Below are 19,814 nucleotides of genomic sequence, written 5' to 3' on the forward strand. Positions count from 1 at the left end.
TTAAAAACCTTGTTATATCACCGTTAGAGAAGCTACACACTCCACATGTGTCGTATGTGGGAACATATCAACAGGCTGAACCTCAACTGTCTTATAGCCGCCTTCCTCTAGCACCTGCAAGTCTCTTGCAAGCGTTCCAGGGTTACAAGATACATAGACAACGCGGTTTGGCTTCATGTCGATGATTGTGTTTAATAACGCCTCATCACAGCCTTTACGCGGTGGATCCACAACAAGTGTGTCAGCGCTAATTCCTTTTTTGTACCATGCAGGAATAACTTCTTCTGCTTTACCTGCTTCAAATTCTGCGTTTGTAATACCGTTTAATTCAGCATTGCGCTTCGCATCTTCAATTGCTTCTGGAACGATTTCAACACCATACACTTTTTTTGCCTTTTGTGCAAGGAATAGAGAGATTGTTCCAATACCACAGTAAGCATCAATAACTTCTTCTTCTCCTTGCAAGTCAGCGTACTCTAATGCTTTGTCATAAAGCACTTTCGTTTGCGTTGGATTTACTTGATAAAATGAACGAGCTGAGATGGCAAACTTAATATCACCAATGTTGTCGTAAATATATTCTTCGCCCCAAAGCATGGTTGTTTCGTCACCCATAATGACGTTTGTTTTCTTGGAGTTCATGTTTTGAACAATTGATTTTAGCTGCGGCAGACGCGCTCTTAGTTCTTCGATGACTTTATTTTTATTTGGAAGCTCTTTTGTACGAGTCACAAGCACAACCATTTGTTCACCAGTAGTTGCACCATAGCGCACCATAACATGGCGAAGCGTCCCTTTATGCTTTTTTTCGTCATAAGCACGAATACCGTACTTTGAGCAAATTTCACGGACAGATTGAACAACGTCATCATTTTGTTCTTGCTGGATCATACATCGTTCAATATCAATAATGTCGTGACTGCGCTGTTTGTAAAAGCCTGCAACAAGTCCGCCTTCACTTTCACCTACAGGTACTTGTGCTTTATTTCGGTAATTCCATGGATCTTCCATTCCAAGTGTGGGATGTACTGTAACGTCTTTAATATTACCAAGACGAGCAAGTACTTCTTTTACTTGCTTTGTTTTGTAGTCAAGCTGTGCTTCATATTTCATATGCTGAAGTTGACAGCCGCCACACTGTTTGTATACTGGGCAAGGCGGTTTTGTACGGAAGCGGCTTTCTTTCGTTGTTTCCATCATTCTGCCGATCGCAAAGCCTTTTTTCACTTTGATAATCTTCACGTTTCCTTCTTCTTCTGGAAGCGCATTTTGAACAAAAATAGGGAAGCCGTCCACTTTTGCGACGCCTGCTCCTTCATGTGTTAAGTCTTCAAACTTAACTGTAACATATTGATTTTTCTCAACAGGTGGTGTTAGCTTAGCCATTTATTAAACATCCTTCAGTTCATTTTCCATATTCAATTCTTTTTCTTTATCTCGAATTTCCTGCGCTTTCTCTTTTGGCATATACACATTGATATGACGATACATATTCACAAACTCTCCTGGAAGCAGTCCGCCAAATTCGCCGTCTAAGTTAAGCTGCATTTTCTCTTCTGTACTAATTTTCACTCTGTTCGCTTTTGTATAAATCACATGAGAATCATGCATATGCTCACCTCGTAGTGCAAGGGTCGCAACGCGAATGAACTCCGCTAAGTTGGCTTTCTTTAAAATAAGCAAATCAAATAAGCCGTCATTTAAAGAGGAATCTGGTGCTAATTTTTCAAATCCACCAACAGAGTTTGTAAGCGATACGAGAAAAAGCATAACTTCTCCATCGTAAACACGTCCATCATATTCAATTCTTACATTTGTTGGTTTGATGAATGGAAGCATCTCCATTCCTTTTAAATAATAAGCAAGCTGACCAAGCATCGTTTTTGTTTTGCTTGGTACTTCATATGTTAGCTCTGTTAGCTTACCTCCGCCTGCAATGTTAATAAAATAATGGGTGTTTCCTTCATTTGTTACACAGCCAAGGTCAATTGGCATTGCTTCGCCATCTGTAATGGCTTGGCATGCGCCCATAATTGTTCTTGGGATATTTAAAGCACGAGCAAAGTCATTTGTTGTGCCAACAGGAATTACGCCAAGGTTTGGACGGCTCTCTTTTCCAGCCATACCGTTTACAACTTCATTAATTGTTCCATCTCCACCAGCTGCAACGATGAGATCATAGCCGCGTTCAACTGCAACCTCAGCTGCTACTGTTGCATCTCCTGCACATGTTGTTGCATGACAAGATGTCTCATACCCAGCTTGTTCGAAATGCTGAAGCACTTCTGCTAGATTTTTTTTAATTAATTCACGCCCAGATGTTGGGTTATAAATAATTCTTGCACGTTTCATCATACATCATCCCACTAATTAGATTTTTCGTTCTTCTATATACAAAGAGATCTGTTTATGATCGTGTTACTACTATTGTCTCCAATATATCGTAAGTAAAACTTCTCTTCTAAAAGCGCCCTAAATCCCCAAAAGCTTAGTTTAAGCTCTTACTGCCCGTTGACCTTACAATATAAGCCTCAACCGGCAGTAAGATGGGGATGCTCGCCTGTTTCGTTTCCAAACGTTAGTATATCGCGAAAAACTGAACCCTTCAACTCACAAGACATAGTAAAGGATAGAATGTTTCCCAAAAAAAGAAACACAACGGCCACGAGATGGTCGTGACCGTTGCTTTCATTTAAACAAACGTTTGATTAACGTTTTTTGATTTCTTCAAGTAAAATTTTGTTAACCATTGGAGGGTTTGCTTGCCCTTTTGATGCTTTCATAATTTGACCAACAAGGAAGCCGATTGCACGATCTTTCCCGTTTTTGAAGTCATCGATGGATTGCGGATTGTTATCAAGCGCGTCTGTTACAAATTTACGAAGTGTTTCTTCATCTGAAATTTGAACAAGACCTTGCTTTTTCACAAACTCATGTGGATCTCCACCGTCTTTGATAATGTGCTGGAATACTTTTTTCGCAATTTTAGAAGAAATAGTTCCTTCTTCAATAAGTTTGATCATACCAGCTAGATTCTTTGGTGTTAGAGCTGTTTCACCAAGCTCTTGGTTGTTTTTGTTAAGGTATGCTGATACTTCACCCATTAGCCAGTTTGATGCTTGTTTTGCATCTGCTTCTTGTGCAATTGTCTCTTCAAAGAAATCAGACATTTCTTTTGTAAGAGTTAACACGTGAGCATCATATGATGGAAGGCCAAGCTCTTTGACATAACGCTCTTGGCGTGCGTCTGGAAGCTCTGGAATGCTTGCGCGAACACTCTCTTTCCACTCATCATCAATATAAAGCTCAACAAGGTCTGGTTCTGGGAAGTAGCGATAATCGTCAGATCCTTCTTTTACACGCATAAGAATTGTTTTCTTTGTTGCTTCATCATAGCGACGTGTTTCTTGTTCAATTAAGCCACCTGAAAGAAGTACTTGCGCTTGACGCTTTTCTTCGTATTCAAGTCCTTTTTGAACATACGTGAAAGAGTTTAAGTTTTTAAGCTCTGACTTTGTTCCGAATTTCTCTTGACCGTACGGACGAAGTGAAATGTTCGCATCACAGCGAAGAGAACCTTCTTCCATTTTACAGTCTGAAACGCCTGTATATTGGATAATTGATTTTAACTTTTCAAGGTATGCGTATGCTTCTTCTGGTGAACGCATATCTGCTTCAGATACGATTTCAACAAGTGGTGTACCTTGACGGTTAAAGTCAACTAAAGAATAACCGTTGCCTGAGTGAGTTAACTTACCAGCATCTTCTTCAAGGTGAAGACGGTTGATGCGGATGCGTTTCTTCTCACCTTTTACTTCAATATCAATCCAGCCGTTCTCACCGATTGGCTTATCAAATTGTGAAATTTGGTATGCTTTCGGGTTATCTGGATAGAAGTAGTTTTTACGATCAAACTTTGTGTCAGTAGCAATTTCACAGTTTAGTGCCATTGCTGCTTTCATCGCAAATTCTACCGCTCTTTTATTTAAAACAGGTAAAACACCTGGATATCCTAAATCAATTACGCTCGTGTTAGCATTTGGCTCAGAGCCGAATGCATTCGGGCTTGCGGAAAAGATTTTAGAATCTGTTTTTAACTCAACGTGTACTTCAAGACCGATAATCGTTTCAAAATTCATCTCTTTTTCACCCCTTACAATGCTGGTTTTTGTTTATGATAATCTGTTGCTTGCTCAAACGCATGTGCAACACGATAAACAGTGCTTTCATCAAAGTGTTTTCCGATAATTTGTAATCCTAGTGGAAGACCGTTAGAAAATCCGCATGGAACAGAGATTCCTGGTACACCTGCAAGGTTCACTGGAATTGTTAAAATATCGTTTGCGTACATTGTTAATGGATCATTTACGTTTTCACCAATTTTGAATGCTGGTGTTGGCGTTGTTGGTCCAACAATAACATCGTACTTTTCAAAAACATCTTCAAAGTCTTTTTTAATTAATGTACGAACTTGCTGTGCTTTTTTGTAATATGCATCATAGTAACCAGAGCTTAAAGCAAATGTTCCAAGCATAATACGGCGTTTCACTTCATCTCCGAAGCCTTCGCTACGCGTTTGCTTGTACATTTCAATTAAGTTCTCTGCATTGTCTGTACGGTGACCATAACGAACCCCATCAAAGCGCGCAAGGTTTGCAGACGCTTCAGAAGACGAAAGCAGGTAGTATGTTGCAAGAGCATATTTAGAATGTGGAAGAGATACTTCTTCCCATGTTGCGCCTTGTGCTTCTAATACTTTTAGAGCATCAAGTACAGATTGACGTACTTCTTCATTTACACCTTCTGCAAGGTATTCTTTTGGTACCGCGATTTTAAGACCTTTTACATCTCCTGTTAGAGAAGAAAGGAAATCTGGTACTTCAACATTTGCAGATGTTGCATCCATCTTATCAACGCCAGAAATGGCTTGAAGAAGGAAGGCATTATCTTCTACATTACGTGTAATTGGTCCAATTTGGTCAAGAGATGATGCAAACGCAACAAGACCATAACGAGAAACGCGACCATATGTTGGTTTTAATCCTACAACACCACAAAATGCAGCTGGTTGACGGATAGAACCACCTGTGTCAGAACCAAGTGCAAATGGAACTTCACCAGCTGCAACAGCCGCTGCTGAACCACCGCTTGATCCACCAGGTACGCGATCTAAATCCCAAGGGTTACGCGTAACTTTTAATGCAGAGTTTTCGTTTGAAGACCCCATTGCAAACTCATCCATATTAATTTTCCCGATTGTAACAGACTCAGCTACGCGCAGACGCTCTACAACTGTTGCGTCATAAATCGGATCAAAGTTATCAAGTATTTTACTTCCGCAAGTTGTGCGCAAGCCTTTTGTTACGATATTATCCTTTACTCCAATTGGCATACCAAATAAAAGACCAAATTCGTCTTTTGTGCCAATTGCTTCATCTAATTCTTTTGCATATGCATGTGCTTTTTCTTTATCTAATGTTAGAAATGCCCCAACTTTTTCATCTACTTCGCCAATTCGCTTGTAAGACTCATTAACAAGTTCTTCAACGCGAACTTCTTTCTTATGTAGTAAGCCGTGTAATTCAGACATTTTATGGTCAAACAATGACATAAAAAAAGCCTCCTTCCCTATTCTAAAATTGATGGAACGCGAACTTGTCCATCTTGATGATCTGGTGCGTTTTTTAACACTTCTTCACGTGGTAACCCTTTTGTTGGTTTATCTTCACGCATTACATTCTTCACTTCAAGAACGTGTGTTGTTGGTTTAACACCTGTTGTATCTAACTCATTCAACTGTTCTGCATATGTAATAATTGCATCCAATTGCTTTGTAAACATTTCTGTTTCTTCTTCAGTAATCGCTAAACGTGCAAGATGTGCAACGTGCTCTACTTGTTCTTTTGAAATTCGTGACATACCTTTCACCTCCACATATTCGAACCGTAACAATATACTGATAATATCAGATTTTATTGTTCTTAAGCAACTAACGTTATAATCCATTTTCCATTTTACCAAAAGGGAAGGAATATTTCTCGTTTTGAGAAAAAAAACATCAATCTCTTCTTGTTTTAAGAGAACGCCTTTTCTTCCATCATGATGGCAAAATATAAAGCTTTTAAACATATAAAAAAGCATCCACACAGTGGATGCTTCTCTATTACTTGTAAATATGAACGAATGGTTTCTTCTCATCTGGCTCGCGAGAAATAAGAGCTTCTGGTCCTTGAACAGTACTAATGTTAACATTTACTTTCAAATATGAAGGGAAATGTTCCATAACAAGTCCTGCTATATACTGTGTAAAGCCTGTAATCTCTTGTTCGCCGAAAAATTGAATTGGAATATCAATTGTCATTTCTTGAAGTTCACCATTTTGGTAGAATCCTCGTCCAATAATGTTTGTGTAATTCGGGAAATAGTCTTGAATTTCTGCTTTAAAGTTTCCAAACATGTCGCTATCGCTTCGCTCATCTGCTGCTACTGCATTTGATGGAAAAAGATAATATCCTTCATCTACTTTATCCCAACTGCCAAGTTCACTGCTACCTTTTTTCGCTGTTGCTTTCGCAAAGTAGCTTCCAGGCACAAGTGATGATTTTTCTTCCTGTTCAAAAAGTCCAACTGTAATTGGAACATTTTCTAATCCTTTGATCTTTCTCATCCGCTGAACGATCTCAGCCGCCATCTTTTCTCCTTCTTCCTGAAGTTTTTCACGGCTAATTTTCTTTTCACGCGGATAGCCTTTCTCTTGTGTATAGTAATAAACAGAGTTCATCGCAAGGCCAATTGAAATGCCGCCAAGCTTTAATTCATCTCCATCTTTTACTAGATAATCTTGCTCTAGAATATGAGCTAGGTAGATTGGACTTTTTTCACTTTGTTCTGCTGCACTGCCTTCTCCCGTATTAATTGGGTTTAAACCAACATTTTTTACTTTATCTCGCTCTTCTTTATCGTAATCTTTCAGAACATCTTTATACTGTTCTTCTGTCCATTTACGACGAAGCCAAGAGCTGATTGTATCTTCATCAAGATACTGCCCTTCTTGATAATAGTAATCGTCTGTTGAAAACTCATCTTTAGAAAGACGAGTCAAACCTGATTCAAACTCTTTCACATCAAGACGTGTGTTTAAGTTCGATACGGTTAATCCTCTTGATTTACTTTCTTTGAATGGTAGAACACTTTGATATATGTCATCTGAAATACTATATTTCGAAATGACCGCTTTTTGTTTGTTATCGTCTGTTTTCTGAACCACTTCTTCTTCTTTCGAAAAATCAGGTGCACACGCTGTTGTCACAAGCATGACAGAAAGAGCAAGGAAAACAATTTTCTTCAAACCTTATACACCTCACAAGTCGTATCCTGTACGCTTTTTATCCATGGAAAGAAGAATAAGCATAATGCCTATCCTTCTTTCTTTTTCCTAACTTTACTGCTTTTTGAGCTCTTCAATAAACTGTTGTTCACTCCATACTTCGATACCTAAATCTTCAGCTTTTGTAAGCTTAGATCCTGCATCTTCTCCAGCTATAAGCAAGTCCGTTTTCTTACTTACGCTCCCTGTTACCTTTGCACCAAGTGCTTCAAGCTTTTCTTTTACTTCATTGCGTGACAATACTTCAAGCTTTCCTGTAAGCACAACCGTTTTGCCTGCAAAAGTTGAATCACTATCAGCTGCTTGTACAAATTTTGGTCCTTTGTATTCCATATTCACTCCATACGAGCGCAGCTCTTCTAAAAGCTCGACTACTTCAGGCTGCTCAAAGTACGTAATAACGGCGTCAGACATTCTCTCTCCTACTTCATCAATGGCCAATAGCTCTTCTTTTGTTGCTTTTTGTAAGCCTTCCATTGAATGAAAAACGCTTGCTAATGTTTTAGCTGCTTTGGCTCCAACATGACGAATACCAAGTCCAAAAAGGAGGCGCTCAAGTGAATTTGCCTTTGAAGCTTCAATTGCTTGAAGAAGCTTTGTGACCGATCTCTCTCCCATACGCTCAAGCTCTAGAAGCTGTTCTTTTTGCAACTGATATAAATCTGCTACGTCCTCAATAAGCTTCTCTTTAAAGAGCTGTGTTACGACTTTTTCTCCAAGACCATCAATATTCATTGCATTTCTTGATACAAAGTGGATAAATCCTTCACGAATTTGTGCAGGACATTTCGGATTTAAGCATCTTAACGCAACTTCTCCTTCTAAACGAACAAGCTCACTTTCACATTCAGGACAATGAGTTGGCATTGTAAACTCTTTTTCCTCTCCTGTGCGCCGTTCTTCAAGTACGTTTACAACTTCAGGGATAATATCTCCCGCTTTTTTCACCACAACATTGTCTCCAATTCGGATATCTTTCTCACGAATTAAGTCTTCGTTATGTAATGAAGCACGGCTTACCGTTGTCCCTGCTACTTGAACAGGTTCTAACAGCGCAGTTGGTGTAATAACTCCTGTACGCCCCACATTTAGCTCAATATCAAGCAGCTTTGTCACAACTTCCTCAGCCGGAAACTTATAGGCAATAGCCCAGCGTGGACTTTTAGCTGTTGTGCCAAGCTCTTCTTGCTGAAAGAATTCGTCTACTTTTATGACGATTCCATCGATATCATATGGAAGCTCTGTCCGTTGTTCTGTCCAATGTTTAATATAGCTGTAAACTTCTTCTATCGTATCACATTTCTGTCGATTTGGATTCGTCTTAAAGCCCAATTGTTCTAGCTTGTCTAACGCCTCACTATGGGACGTTATACCTGTATTTCCAACGTCCGCTATAGAATAGACGAATATATCGAGGTTTCGTTTCGCTGCTAATTTAGAATCAAGCTGACGAAGAGAGCCTGCAGCTGCATTTCTTGGGTTTGCAAAAGGCTCTTCACCTCGCTCAAGCTTTTCTTCATTAAGTTTCTCAAATGACTTCTTCGGCATATAAGCCTCACCGCGTACTTCCATTGAAAGAGGCTCATTTGCTCTTAATGGGATTGAACGAATCGTTTTTAAGTTATTGCTAATATCTTCTCCAATTGTTCCGTCCCCGCGCGTTGCTCCTTGAGCAAATGCTCCGTCTTCATAGCGAAGTGAAACAGCAAGTCCATCAATCTTTAATTCACAAACGTATGAAACATGATCTCCAACACCTTGGCGAACACGGCGGTCGAAATCAGCCAAATCTTCTTCGTTAAAAGCATTTCCTAAGCTTAACATTGGTGTTTTATGCTCAACTTTTTCAAAAGAAGAGAGCGGATCTCCGCCAACGCGAACAGTTGGCGAATCCGGTGTTTTTAACTCTTCATATTCTTCTTCAAGCCCAATGAGTTCATGAAGCAAACGATCATACTCGCTATCTGGAACGCTCGGCTTGTCTAACACATGATATTCATAGCTGTACTGATGTAAAAGATTATGAAGCTCTTTAACGCGTTCTTTCGCTTGTGAAAACTCCATCTCATTCGCTCCTTTTTATGATTCTTTCGTTACAGGCGCAAATTTGGCTAACAATCGCTTAATTCCTATTGGGCTTGGGAAAGCAATATCAAGCTCTTTGTTATCTCCTTCGCCTTTTACGCTTACAACGGTTCCAACTCCCCATTTTTTATGTGAAGCTTTATCTCCGACGTTCCAATCAATATCTCCTCCACCTGTACTCTGAAGCACAGTTCGTTTCACAGATGGACGGCGTGGCCCTGGTCTTGAGAATGGGCTTTTCTCTTTAGATTGCCCAATGCTTTCAATTAATTCACTCGGAATTTCACCAATGAATCGTGAAGCAGGATTCACATTTGTTTTCCCAAACAGCGTACGCATAATTGCATTCAGTAAGTAAAGCTCTTCTTCTGCTCTCGTAATTCCAACATATGCAAGACGACGCTCTTCTTCCATCTCATCATCTTCAAAAAGAGAACGGCTATGCGGGAACACGCCTTCTTCCATCCCGATTAAGAATACAACAGGAAACTCAAGACCTTTTGCGGAGTGAAGCGTCATAAGGACGACTTGATCGTTTGTATCTTCTTCTTCATCATCAAGACGATCGATGTCTGCTACAAGAGCTAAGTCAGTTAAAAAGGCTACAAGACTTTTGTCTTCGCTCCCTTTTTCGAATTCTTGTGTAACAGATAAAAACTCGTCAATGTTTTCAAGACGGCTTTGAGACTCAATCGTTTTCTCTGTTTTCAACATATCGCGGTAGCCGCTTCGATCTAAGATTTCTTCTACAAGTTCTGTAATGGATAAGTAGTCTTGCATATTTGTTAAATGATCGATCATCTCGCGGAATTCTAACAAACTTTTTTGCACGCGGGCGCTTACCCCAATTTGCTCTACTTCGGCAATTGCTCTAAACATAGAGATATCTTGTGAAACAGCATAGTTTGCAATTTTATCAACAGATGTTGCTCCAACGCCACGTTTTGGTACGTTTACAATGCGCGTTAAGCTAATATCATCATCAGGATTCGCAATTAAACGGAGATAAGCAAGCAAATCTTTAATTTCTTTGCGATCGTAGAACTTAATACCGCCAACGATACTGTAATTAATATTAGATTTTAACAGCACTTCCTCCATCACACGAGATTGAGCATTTGTACGATAAAGAATAGCAAAGTCACTATACTTACGCTTTCCTTCATTAACAAGCTCACGGATCTTACCAGCGACAAACTGGGCTTCTTCATGTTCACTTGATGCTTGATAATGAGAGACTTTCGGGCCTTCATTATTGTCTGTCCACAAATTTTTCGGTTTGCGCCCTGTATTATGCTGAATCACTCTGTTAGCCGCTTCTAAAATGTTTTTTGTTGAGCGATAGTTTTGCTCAAGTAAAATCACGTTAGCACTCGGGTAATCTTGCTCAAAGGAAAGAATATTTGTAATGTCCGCTCCACGCCAGCGATAAATCGACTGATCGGAATCCCCTACAACACAGACATTTTTAAAACGTTCACCAAGTAGTTTAACGAGCATATACTGCGCATGGTTTGTATCTTGGTACTCATCAACATGGATGTATTGAAACTTACGCTGATAAAACTCAAGCACTTCAGGCACTTGCTGAAACAGCTGAATTGTTATCATGATTAGATCATCAAAATCAAGTGCTTGATTTTTACGCAAACGTTTTTGGTATTCTGTATAAACTTCTGCCGCTACTTCCTCTAGAAGAGAACCGCCTTTTGCCGCATATTGTTTTGGTGTTAACAGTTCGTTTTTCGCTGAGCTAATTTTGCCAAGCAAACCACGGGGATCAAACTTTTTTGGATCTAAGTTCTTCTCTTTTAAAATTTGCTTAATCACTGAAAGCTGATCTGTTGAATCTAAAATCGTAAAGTTACGGTTATAGCCAATGCGATCAATATCACGTCGCAAAATACGCACACACATGGAGTGGAAGGTTGAAATCCAGATATCTTCCCCAGATCCTCCTAAAATATTCATAATACGCTCTTTCATCTCTCGCGCTGCTTTATTTGTGAACGTAATCGCTAAAATGTTCCATGGCGCTACTTCTTTTTCAACCATAAGATACGCAATGCGGTGTGTTAAAACTCGCGTCTTTCCACTTCCCGCTCCTGCCATAATTAAAAGCGCTCCGTCCGTTGTTTGGACTGCTTTTTTTTGCTCAGGGTTTAATCCTGTTAGTAATTTCTCACTTAAGTATTGCACACTTTCACCGCCCTATTGTAATTAACCTTTTACAGCACCTACCGTTTGAAGAGCTGCTTTCAAGTCTTCATAAATTACGTTGCCAACCACAACTGTATCAGCTGCATGTGCCATCTCTGCTGCTTGTTCTGAGGAAGCAATGCCGCCACCATAAAATAGCTTTGTTGTAGACAGTGCGTTTTTTACGTTTTTAACGAGTGAAACGTCACCATAAACTCCGCTATATTCTAAATAAAAGATTGGTAAATGAAACATGCGTTCTGCCATTTGGGCATACGCAATAACATCCTCTTCGTCTAATTCTGTTTTCGCCTCTGTTACGTGAGCCGCTTTACAGTCACTGTTTACTATACAATATCCTTCAACAAAGATTTCATTCCAATCCATAATCTCGCCAAACTCTTTCATTGCTTGATGATGAAGTCCTGTGATGAAATCTGTATTGGAACTGTTCAAAACCGTTGGGATAAAATAAAAATCAAATCCAGGCGTTACAGAATCAATTGAGGAAACTTCCAGTGCGCATGGAACAGTATAGCGGCGAATACGAGCTAAAAGCTGAAGGACATTATCAAGCGTCACGCCATCCGTCCCTCCTACAATAATCGCATCTGTTCCAGATTCGCAAACCTGTTCTAAATGTTCATCTGAAATGTCTTTATTTGGGTCAAGTTTAAACACATGTTTCCACCCATTTATATCATACATATTTCTGTTCCTCCAGTCTATTTTCCATCTAATCATTATAGCAGAAAAAGCCTTCGTTTTTGATAGAGAATACAAACTACCGAAAGTGGAAAAATATAAAAAAGGAACATGCCCTTATCTTGTTTTGCCTGTATGAATGTGCTAAGATAAAAACAGTTTTACACTACAATATTTTAAAAAATGTTCAATCATATAAAAGTACGATGAAGGATTTATAGTATCTTATCTTCCTCTTCCACAAGCGAGCTAGGAATGGTGAAAGCCTAGTGAATGAAGTAAGAGAAACGGCAATCTGGAGTACATCTTTCCAAAGAGGATGCTAACATTAGCATCAATCAGGGTGGAACCGCGGGAGTCAAACTCTCGTCCCTGAGCTTATATAAGCTCAGGGACGAGAGTTTTTTTATGGATTGAACCTTAATTATAAGGAGGAACAAACATGGCTGTAACTATGGATCAGCTCGTTTCACACGGTAAACATCGTGGCTTTATCTTTCAAGGATCTGAAATTTACGGAGGTCTTGCAAACACTTGGGATTATGGTCCATTAGGTGTTGAGCTTAAAAACAACGTAAAACGTGCATGGTGGAAAAAATTCGTTCAACAATCTCCGTACAATGTTGGACTTGATGCTGCTATCTTAATGAACCCAAAAACATGGGAAGCATCAGGCCACCTTGGCAACTTCAACGACCCAATGATTGACTGTAAAGATTGTAAATCTCGTCATCGTGCTGATAAGCTTATCGAACAAAAGCTTGAAGAAGAAGGAAACGAAATGGTTGTAGACGGTCTTCCATTCTCTGAAATGGAACGTTTAATTAAAGACCATAACATCGTTTGCCCTGACTGTGGTTCAAGCAACTTTACAGAAATCCGTCAGTTCAACTTAATGTTCAAAACACACCAAGGTGTAACAGAATCATCAACAAACGAAATTCACCTTCGTCCTGAAACAGCACAAGGAATTTTCGTAAACTTTAAAAACGTTCAACGTTCAATGCGTAAAAAGCTTCCATTCGGAATTGCGCAAATCGGAAAAAGCTTCCGTAACGAAATTACACCAGGAAACTTCACATTCCGCACGCGTGAGTTTGAACAAATGGAGCTTGAATTCTTCTGCAAACCTGGTGAAGAATTAGAATGGTTTGACTACTGGAAAGAACAGTGTCACACATGGCTAAAAGCTCTAAACTTAACAGATGAAAACATCCGTCTTCGCGATCACTCTGACGATGAGCTTTCACACTATAGTAATGCAACAACGGACTTTGAATATAAATTCCCATTCGGCTGGGGCGAACTATGGGGCGTTGCTTCTCGTACAGACTATGATTTAAAACAACACGCAGAGCACTCTGGTGAAGATTTCCAATATATTGACCAAGAAACAAATGAACGCTACATCCCTTACTGCATTGAGCCATCCCTTGGTGCTGACCGTGTAACACTTGCATTCTTAGTTGATGCATACCAAGAAGAAGAACTTGAAGATGGATCAAGCCGTACAGTGATGCGTTTCCATCCTGCTCTTGCACCATATAAAGCAGCAATTTTCCCACTTTCTAAAAAGCTTTCTAAAGAAGCACAAGAAGTGTTTGCAGATCTAGCTGAAGATTTTATGGTAGACTATGATGAAGCAGGTTCAATTGGTAAACGTTACCGTCGTCATGATGAAATTGGTACACCATTCTGCATCACATATGACTTTGATTCTGTAGAAGACAAACAAGTAACAGTTCGTGACCGTGATACAATGGAGCAACATCGTATGCCAATTAGCGAACTTAAATCATTCTTAGCTGAAAAAGTTAAATTTTAATATAAAAAAGCTGGAGACATTGCATCTCCAGCTTTTTTATTCTTCCTCTTTATCAACTCGATCTAAGACCATTTGATAAGCGTCACTTCCATAATTTAAACAACGCTTCACACGTGAAATCGTTGCTGTACTTGCTCCTGTTTCAGTTTCAATTTTATGATATGTAAACCCTTTGCGAAGCATTCTAGCTACCTCTAGACGTTGAGCTAATGATTGAATTTCATTAATTGTGCAAAGGTCATCAAAAAATTGATAACATTCTTCAATATTTTGTAGTGAAAGAACAGCTTCACAAAGCTGATCAAGCTCTTTTCCTCTTAATTTATCAATTTGCACTGTAACAGCACTCCTTTAAGCTTAAATATCAATTCTTTACTATATATCGTAAAGCTACTCTTTTGATTATTATACACACAAAATGCTTCAATGTCCTACTGCGTTAAAGTAGAATATTCCCATATACTAAATCTGTACAAAAGAAGCTGATAACTTATAGAACGTTATCAGCTCATATTATCTCATAACTGTCGGAAAAAGAATATTTTTATTCATCACATCGTAAAGGCCTCTTGGTGTAAGACGAATGTATGGAAGATGTGTTGATGATAAGAAAAGAAGCGTATAAATAGGATCACAGTGGTCGTAGCCGCGCTCTACTAAAGCTTCTCTCATCTTTTTTTCTTCTTCTTGTAGAGCACTAAGAGGCTTCTCTGACATAAGACCATTCAGCTTAAGCGGAATTTCTGTCACGATCTCTCCATCTTCTGCAAGAACAATTCCACCACCGATTTCTTTCATTCTGTTAAATGCGGCAATCATATCAAGCTTATTTTTACCAAGAAGTACAATATCTCCAGTACTTGAAAATGAGCTTGCAAACCCGGAAACGTGAGTTGAGAATCCTTTTATAAGTGTATTGATTCGCCATTTTCCTTCACGGTCCATAAGCATAAGAAAGCTTTCATCATTTTCTGTTGAAATTTCATCACGTGATACATCAAACGTAATCGAATACGGCTTCATAATAACGGCATTTTCAAGTTTTAAACCAAGTGGCATCGAAAACTGCAAATCATCCATTGTCAGATTCCAATCAAGAGAAAGAGGCTGAAATCCATAGTCGGCCCATTCAATATCTTTAAAGTTTGATGTTTGCTCTTCATCTCTTAAAATCCATTTTCCTTTAGCAAGAACAGAAACCGGTGTTGGTTCATCTTTTGCTTTTAAGAAATTAATATTCGCTACTCTACCTGTCATAATGTTACCGTGAAGATATTCAATATTATAAAAGCGAGCAACGTTTACAGTCGCCATATTATAAGCATCAACAAGTGGGACGCCACTCTCAATCGCAAGTTTAATTAATTTATCACTTACTCCATCTTCATAAAAGGCAGGTGGAGAACCATCTGTTGTCATCATCATTTTATCAAAACAAGTAATGTCCATTCCCGCTAATTCTCTAACAATACGTGGTAAATCAGGTCTTATTGAAGAATAGCGAAGCGTCACCGTATAGCCATGAAGAAGACGTTCGTATACGTCCCTTCCTGACATTGATTCATGATCACTATCTGCACCAAGCAGCATGAGCTTTGCAAGTGTTTTTGGGGAAGCTCCAGGAAAATGTCCTTCAACTTGTTTTCTCATTCGTTTAGCTTCTTGAATCCAGTGAAGCATTAAGTCATCTCCATCAAGAAGCTTTGGCCAGCCTGTAAGCTCTCCTGCTTGTAAAACCGCATCATGTTCAAGCCATGCTTTTACATTGCCATGTGAAAAAGCAACTTCTTCATTGATAATTTCTGTTTGTGGATCTAATCGACACCACCAGTACATTGTCGATGGAATCGTTCGCATCTCTCGAATCAAAGAAAACGCTTTCTTTTTATCAAGCTGTAAAGCAAGTAACATATTGTCATTTACAAGTGTTGTTGTTCCACGTTCTCCCGCATACTTTGCAAAGCTGTGGGGATTATATAACTGAAAAGGGTGAACATGTGGCTCAATATAGCCTGGAACAAGGAAGTAGTCCTCACAGTTCACAATCTCTGTTTCTTTCAAATTGGAAGGTAAGGCTTCACCAACATATACAATGCGGTCACCATAAATCCATATATTAGCCTTCATCCACTTGCGAAATGTTTGATTTAAATAAGTTGCATTTTTTAATAACATAGTCGGTGCTTTTGCTCCATCAATAACAGCAACGTGTTCCCGCAACTGCTTGTTTTTCCATCGATAGCGCTGTTCCAGCATGGAAATCCCTCCAATTCATCGTTACTTTCATCGTATCATACCTTCTGTGCGAGAAACGTAAAGAAATTGTGAATTTTGTACAAAAACGTGAAAGGTGATAGTATATGAAACCTAATATTAGTTTAGTAAATGCTTTAATTCGTATTGCATGTGGTCTAACTGTAATCTCATGGTCCACAGCACGATTATCTCGAAGACCACATCATAGCTCTTATCTCTTTATGACAATGATGGGTGCCCTCAAAGTAGCAGAAGGTATTACCCGTTTTTGTCCTCTTACATTACTTATGCAGAACTATATAGATGATGACTTAGATTCGCAGGATAAAAAGAAAGAGCTTACAATGTTGAATCAATATTAACGCGAAACATTGAGAATGTGAAGGGAAATGCTTAAATTTTCTGAAAAAACTTCTAAATGAGGAAGATTCATCTTCATTATCCTGCTTTTCCTTCTTTTTTCTACTAAAATGTAAGACTTTTTAACAAAAAAGCGAGAGCTCATAAAGAGTTCTCGCTTTTTTTTTATTTTTTAGCACTTAACGCCTTGTGACCAATATCTCGACGGTAGAAAAGTCCGTTAAACGTTTCTTTTTCAAGACTTTCATAGACTGATTTCTGAGCTGCCTCTATATCTTCTCCAAGAGCCATCACAAGACTTACACGTCCACCATCTGAAAGAAACTTCCCATCCTCTTCTGTCACTCCTGCATGAAAAACAGTGTTGTCTCCAAGATGATGAAAACCAGGAAGTGCATGTCCTTTTTCATATGAACCTGGATATCCTTCAGAAGCAATAACAACACCAACGGCTGCTTTTTCAGACCACTGAAGTTCAACAGGCTCGTCTTTCAATAAAGCAATAATAACTTCTACAATATCTGTCTTTAAGCGTGGTAACACAACTTGTGCTTCAGGATCACCAAATCGAGCATTAAACTCAATAACTTTCACACCTGAAGCTGTTGTCATAAGGCCACCGTACAATACTCCAGTAAAGGCGCACCCTTCTTCAACCATCGCTTTTGCAGTTGGCTCCATAACTGTCTTTACCGTTTCAGCTACAATTTCAGCTGAAATTTGTGGAACAGGTGAATAGGCGCCCATTCCTCCTGTGTTGGGACCTTTATCACCGTCAAACGCACGCTTGTGGTCTTGAGCAATAACCATCGGATACACTTTTTCCCCATTAACAAAAGCTAATAGTGAAAATTCTTCTCCCTCAAGATACTCTTCAATTACAACGCTTGCGCCTTCTTGTTGGAATAATGAATCCAATGCTTCATTTGCTTCTTGAAGCGTCATCGCAACAGTAACCCCTTTACCAGCTGCTAATCCGTCTGCTTTTACAACAATTGGCGCTCCTTGCTTCTCTACGTATGCTTTTGCATCCTGAAGTGTTGTAAAGGCTTCATACTCAGCTGTTGGAATGCTGTACTTTTTCATTAAATCTTTTGCGAACTGTTTGCTTCCTTCAATTTGAGCCGCTTTCTGATTTGGACCGAAAACAAGGAGGTCCTGTGCTTTGAAGTAATCGACGATTCCTTCTGTAAGAGGTGCTTCAGGCCCTACGATTGTGAGCTCTACATTTTCTCTCTTAGCGAATGCTGCAAGCTCCTCATGATTTCCCTCTTCAATTGAAATAAGCGTTGCTACATCTTTCATGCCAGCATTTCCTGGTGCCACAAATACTTCTTCTACCTTCGAACTTTGTGCAACTTTCCATGCTAAAACATGTTCACGACCGCCACGGCCAATGATTAAAACCTTCACAGCTTTTCCTCCCTGTTGTTTCTCCATTTTTTAATGTTTGAAATGTCTTACGCCTGTAAAGACCATCGCAATTCCGTACTCGTCTGCTTTTTGAATAGACTCTTCATCACGTACAGAGCCACCTGGTTGAATAATTGCAGTAATTCCTGCTTTAGCTGCTGCTTCAACCGTATCTCCCATTGGGAAAAAGGCATCTGAACCAAGCGCAGAACCTTTTGCTTTCTCACCAGCTTGGTTAATCGCAATGTTAGCAGAACCAACGCGATTCATTTGACCTGCCCCAACACCAACTGTCATTTCATCTTTTGCTAGAACGATAGCATTTGATTTAACATGTTTTACAACTTTCCAAGCAAGCTTCAAGTTTTTCCACTCATCTTCTGTTGGCTCGCGTTTAGTAGCTACTTTTACTTCTACATCATCAAGGCTAAGTAGATCTTCATCTTGAAGAAGTAAACCACCTTTTACAGATGTAAGCTTTACGCCTTTTGCATCATTTGCATTGAAATCAACTGTTAATAAACGAAGGTTCTTCTTCTGTTTTAACACTTCTAATGCGTCCTCATCAAATGAAGGGGCAATAATGATTTCAAGGAAAATTTCTTTCATTTTTCGTGCTGTGTGCACGTCAACAGGACGGTTTGCTGCAATGATACCGCCAAAGATTGATGTTGAATCAGCTTCATAAGCACGATCATATGCTACTTCAATGTTTTCGCCAACGCCAACACCACATGGGTTCATATGTTTAACAGCTACAACAGCCGGTTCTGTGAATTCTTGAACAATTTCAAAAGCAGCGTTAGCATCATTGATATTGTTATAAGAAAGTTCTTTTCCATGAAGCTGTGTTGCTGTTGCAATTGAAGCATTTGATGCTAGTGGTTTTTTATAGAAAGCTGCTTTTTGATGAGGATTTTCTCCGTATCGTAACCCTTGTACTTTCTCAAATGTTACCGTTAATTTTTCCGGTGCTTCTTCACCTGTACGCTTTGTTAAGTATTCAGCAATCAAAGCATCATATGAAGCTGTATGACGGAACACTTTTGCTGCAAGATATTCGTTTGTTTCAAGAGATACGTTGCCGTTTTCTTTTAGCTCTTCTACAACTTTGCTATAGTCAGTAGGATCAACAAGAACAGAAATAGATTCATAGTTTTTCGCTGCTGAACGAAGCATTGTTGGTCCACCGATATCAATATTTTCAATTGCATCTTGAAGAGTTACATTATCTTTTGCAATTGTTTCTTGGAAAGGATATAAGTTAACAACCACAAGATCGATTGGAGTAATGTTATGTTCTTTTAATTGAGCAATGTGATTTTCATCATTACGACGAGCAAGCAAACCACCATGAACGTAAGGGTTTAAAGTTTTTACACGTCCGTCTAAAATTTCCGGAAACCCTGTTACATCCGATACACTCATAACGTCAACGCCATTTTCTTCTAACGTACGTTTTGTACCACCTGTTGAGATAATTTCAAAATCAAGCTCTACTAAATTTTGTGCTAGTTCTACAACGTTGTTTTTATCTGACACACTAATAAGTGCACGTTTCTTTGCCATTGTTTCTCCCCCTGA

15 protein-coding genes are annotated in these 19,814 nt (G+C 39.2%); 2 read left to right on the top strand and 13 right to left on the bottom strand.

The annotated features are described in order from the left end of the window. Positions 1-12: 12 nt before the first annotated feature. From rlmD to MOC86_RS23390, 9 genes are all read right to left on the bottom strand, one after another. On the bottom strand, positions 13-1,386 hold the full coding sequence (gene rlmD / locus MOC86_RS23350; RefSeq protein WP_268586331.1) for a 23S rRNA (uracil(1939)-C(5))-methyltransferase RlmD: 1,374 nt from the start codon (positions 1,384-1,386) through the stop codon (positions 13-15). Between the two features lie 3 nt (positions 1,387-1,389). Further along, positions 1,390-2,352 carry a diacylglycerol kinase gene (locus MOC86_RS23355; protein WP_268586332.1) on the bottom strand — a complete coding sequence of 321 codons (963 nt, stop codon included), beginning with the start codon at positions 2,350-2,352 and terminating at the stop codon, positions 1,390-1,392. A gap of 356 nt (positions 2,353-2,708) precedes the next feature. Next, entirely contained in the window at positions 2,709-4,139 is a 1,431-nt protein-coding gene (gene gatB / locus MOC86_RS23360; RefSeq protein WP_243515467.1) for an Asp-tRNA(Asn)/Glu-tRNA(Gln) amidotransferase subunit GatB, read from the bottom strand. A 14-nt stretch (positions 4,140-4,153) separates the two neighbouring features. Next, positions 4,154-5,611, bottom strand: coding sequence for an Asp-tRNA(Asn)/Glu-tRNA(Gln) amidotransferase subunit GatA (gene gatA, locus MOC86_RS23365; RefSeq protein WP_268586333.1), 1,458 nt, complete (start codon positions 5,609-5,611; stop codon positions 4,154-4,156). 17 nt (positions 5,612-5,628) lie between these two features. Continuing rightward, positions 5,629-5,919 (bottom strand): Asp-tRNA(Asn)/Glu-tRNA(Gln) amidotransferase subunit GatC, encoded by a 291-nt coding sequence (gatC, locus tag MOC86_RS23370; RefSeq protein WP_040060835.1) that lies wholly within the window; start codon positions 5,917-5,919, stop codon positions 5,629-5,631. Positions 5,920-6,163: 244 nt separating this feature from the next. Continuing rightward, entirely contained in the window at positions 6,164-7,348 is a 1,185-nt protein-coding gene (locus MOC86_RS23375) for a CamS family sex pheromone protein (RefSeq protein ID WP_268586334.1), read from the bottom strand. A gap of 93 nt (positions 7,349-7,441) precedes the next feature. Further along, positions 7,442-9,451, bottom strand: coding sequence for an NAD-dependent DNA ligase LigA (ligA, locus tag MOC86_RS23380; protein ID WP_268586335.1), 2,010 nt, complete (start codon positions 9,449-9,451; stop codon positions 7,442-7,444). A gap of 15 nt (positions 9,452-9,466) precedes the next feature. After that, entirely contained in the window at positions 9,467-11,671 is a 2,205-nt protein-coding gene (gene pcrA, locus MOC86_RS23385; protein WP_268586336.1) for a DNA helicase PcrA, read from the bottom strand. Positions 11,672-11,692: 21 nt separating this feature from the next. Continuing rightward, a complete protein-coding gene (locus MOC86_RS23390) occupies positions 11,693-12,379 on the bottom strand; it encodes a heptaprenylglyceryl phosphate synthase (protein ID WP_197232434.1) in 687 nt (228 codons plus the stop codon). 439 nt (positions 12,380-12,818) lie between these two features. Here MOC86_RS23390 and MOC86_RS23395 point away from each other — a divergent pair, with 439 nt between their 5' ends. Further along, a complete protein-coding gene (locus MOC86_RS23395) occupies positions 12,819-14,201 on the top strand; it encodes a glycine--tRNA ligase (RefSeq protein WP_019395165.1) in 1,383 nt (460 codons plus the stop codon). 36 nt (positions 14,202-14,237) lie between these two features. Here MOC86_RS23395 and MOC86_RS23400 read toward each other — a convergent pair whose 3' ends face one another. Then, positions 14,238-14,537 carry a YerC/YecD family TrpR-related protein gene (locus MOC86_RS23400; protein WP_019395164.1) on the bottom strand — a complete coding sequence of 100 codons (300 nt, stop codon included), beginning with the start codon at positions 14,535-14,537 and terminating at the stop codon, positions 14,238-14,240. 177 nt (positions 14,538-14,714) lie between these two features. Further along, entirely contained in the window at positions 14,715-16,457 is a 1,743-nt protein-coding gene (locus MOC86_RS23405) for an adenine deaminase C-terminal domain-containing protein (RefSeq protein WP_268586337.1), read from the bottom strand. Positions 16,458-16,561: 104 nt separating this feature from the next. Here MOC86_RS23405 and MOC86_RS23410 point away from each other — a divergent pair, with 104 nt between their 5' ends. Further along, positions 16,562-16,819 carry a YgaP family membrane protein gene (locus tag MOC86_RS23410; RefSeq protein WP_268586338.1) on the top strand — a complete coding sequence of 86 codons (258 nt, stop codon included), beginning with the start codon at positions 16,562-16,564 and terminating at the stop codon, positions 16,817-16,819. A gap of 163 nt (positions 16,820-16,982) precedes the next feature. Here MOC86_RS23410 and purD read toward each other — a convergent pair whose 3' ends face one another. Beyond that, positions 16,983-18,230, bottom strand: coding sequence for a phosphoribosylamine--glycine ligase (gene purD, locus MOC86_RS23415; RefSeq protein WP_268586339.1), 1,248 nt, complete (start codon positions 18,228-18,230; stop codon positions 16,983-16,985). Between the two features lie 30 nt (positions 18,231-18,260). Continuing rightward, positions 18,261-19,799: a bifunctional phosphoribosylaminoimidazolecarboxamide formyltransferase/IMP cyclohydrolase gene (gene purH, locus MOC86_RS23420; protein WP_243515508.1), complete on the bottom strand. Its 1,539-nt coding sequence runs from the start codon at positions 19,797-19,799 to the stop codon at positions 18,261-18,263. Between the last annotated feature and the right edge of the window lie 15 nt (positions 19,800-19,814).

Source organism: Priestia endophytica (genome assembly GCF_026790145.1).
Classification (GTDB): Bacteria; Bacillota; Bacilli; order Bacillales; family Bacillaceae_H; genus Bacillus_I; species Bacillus_I endophytica_A.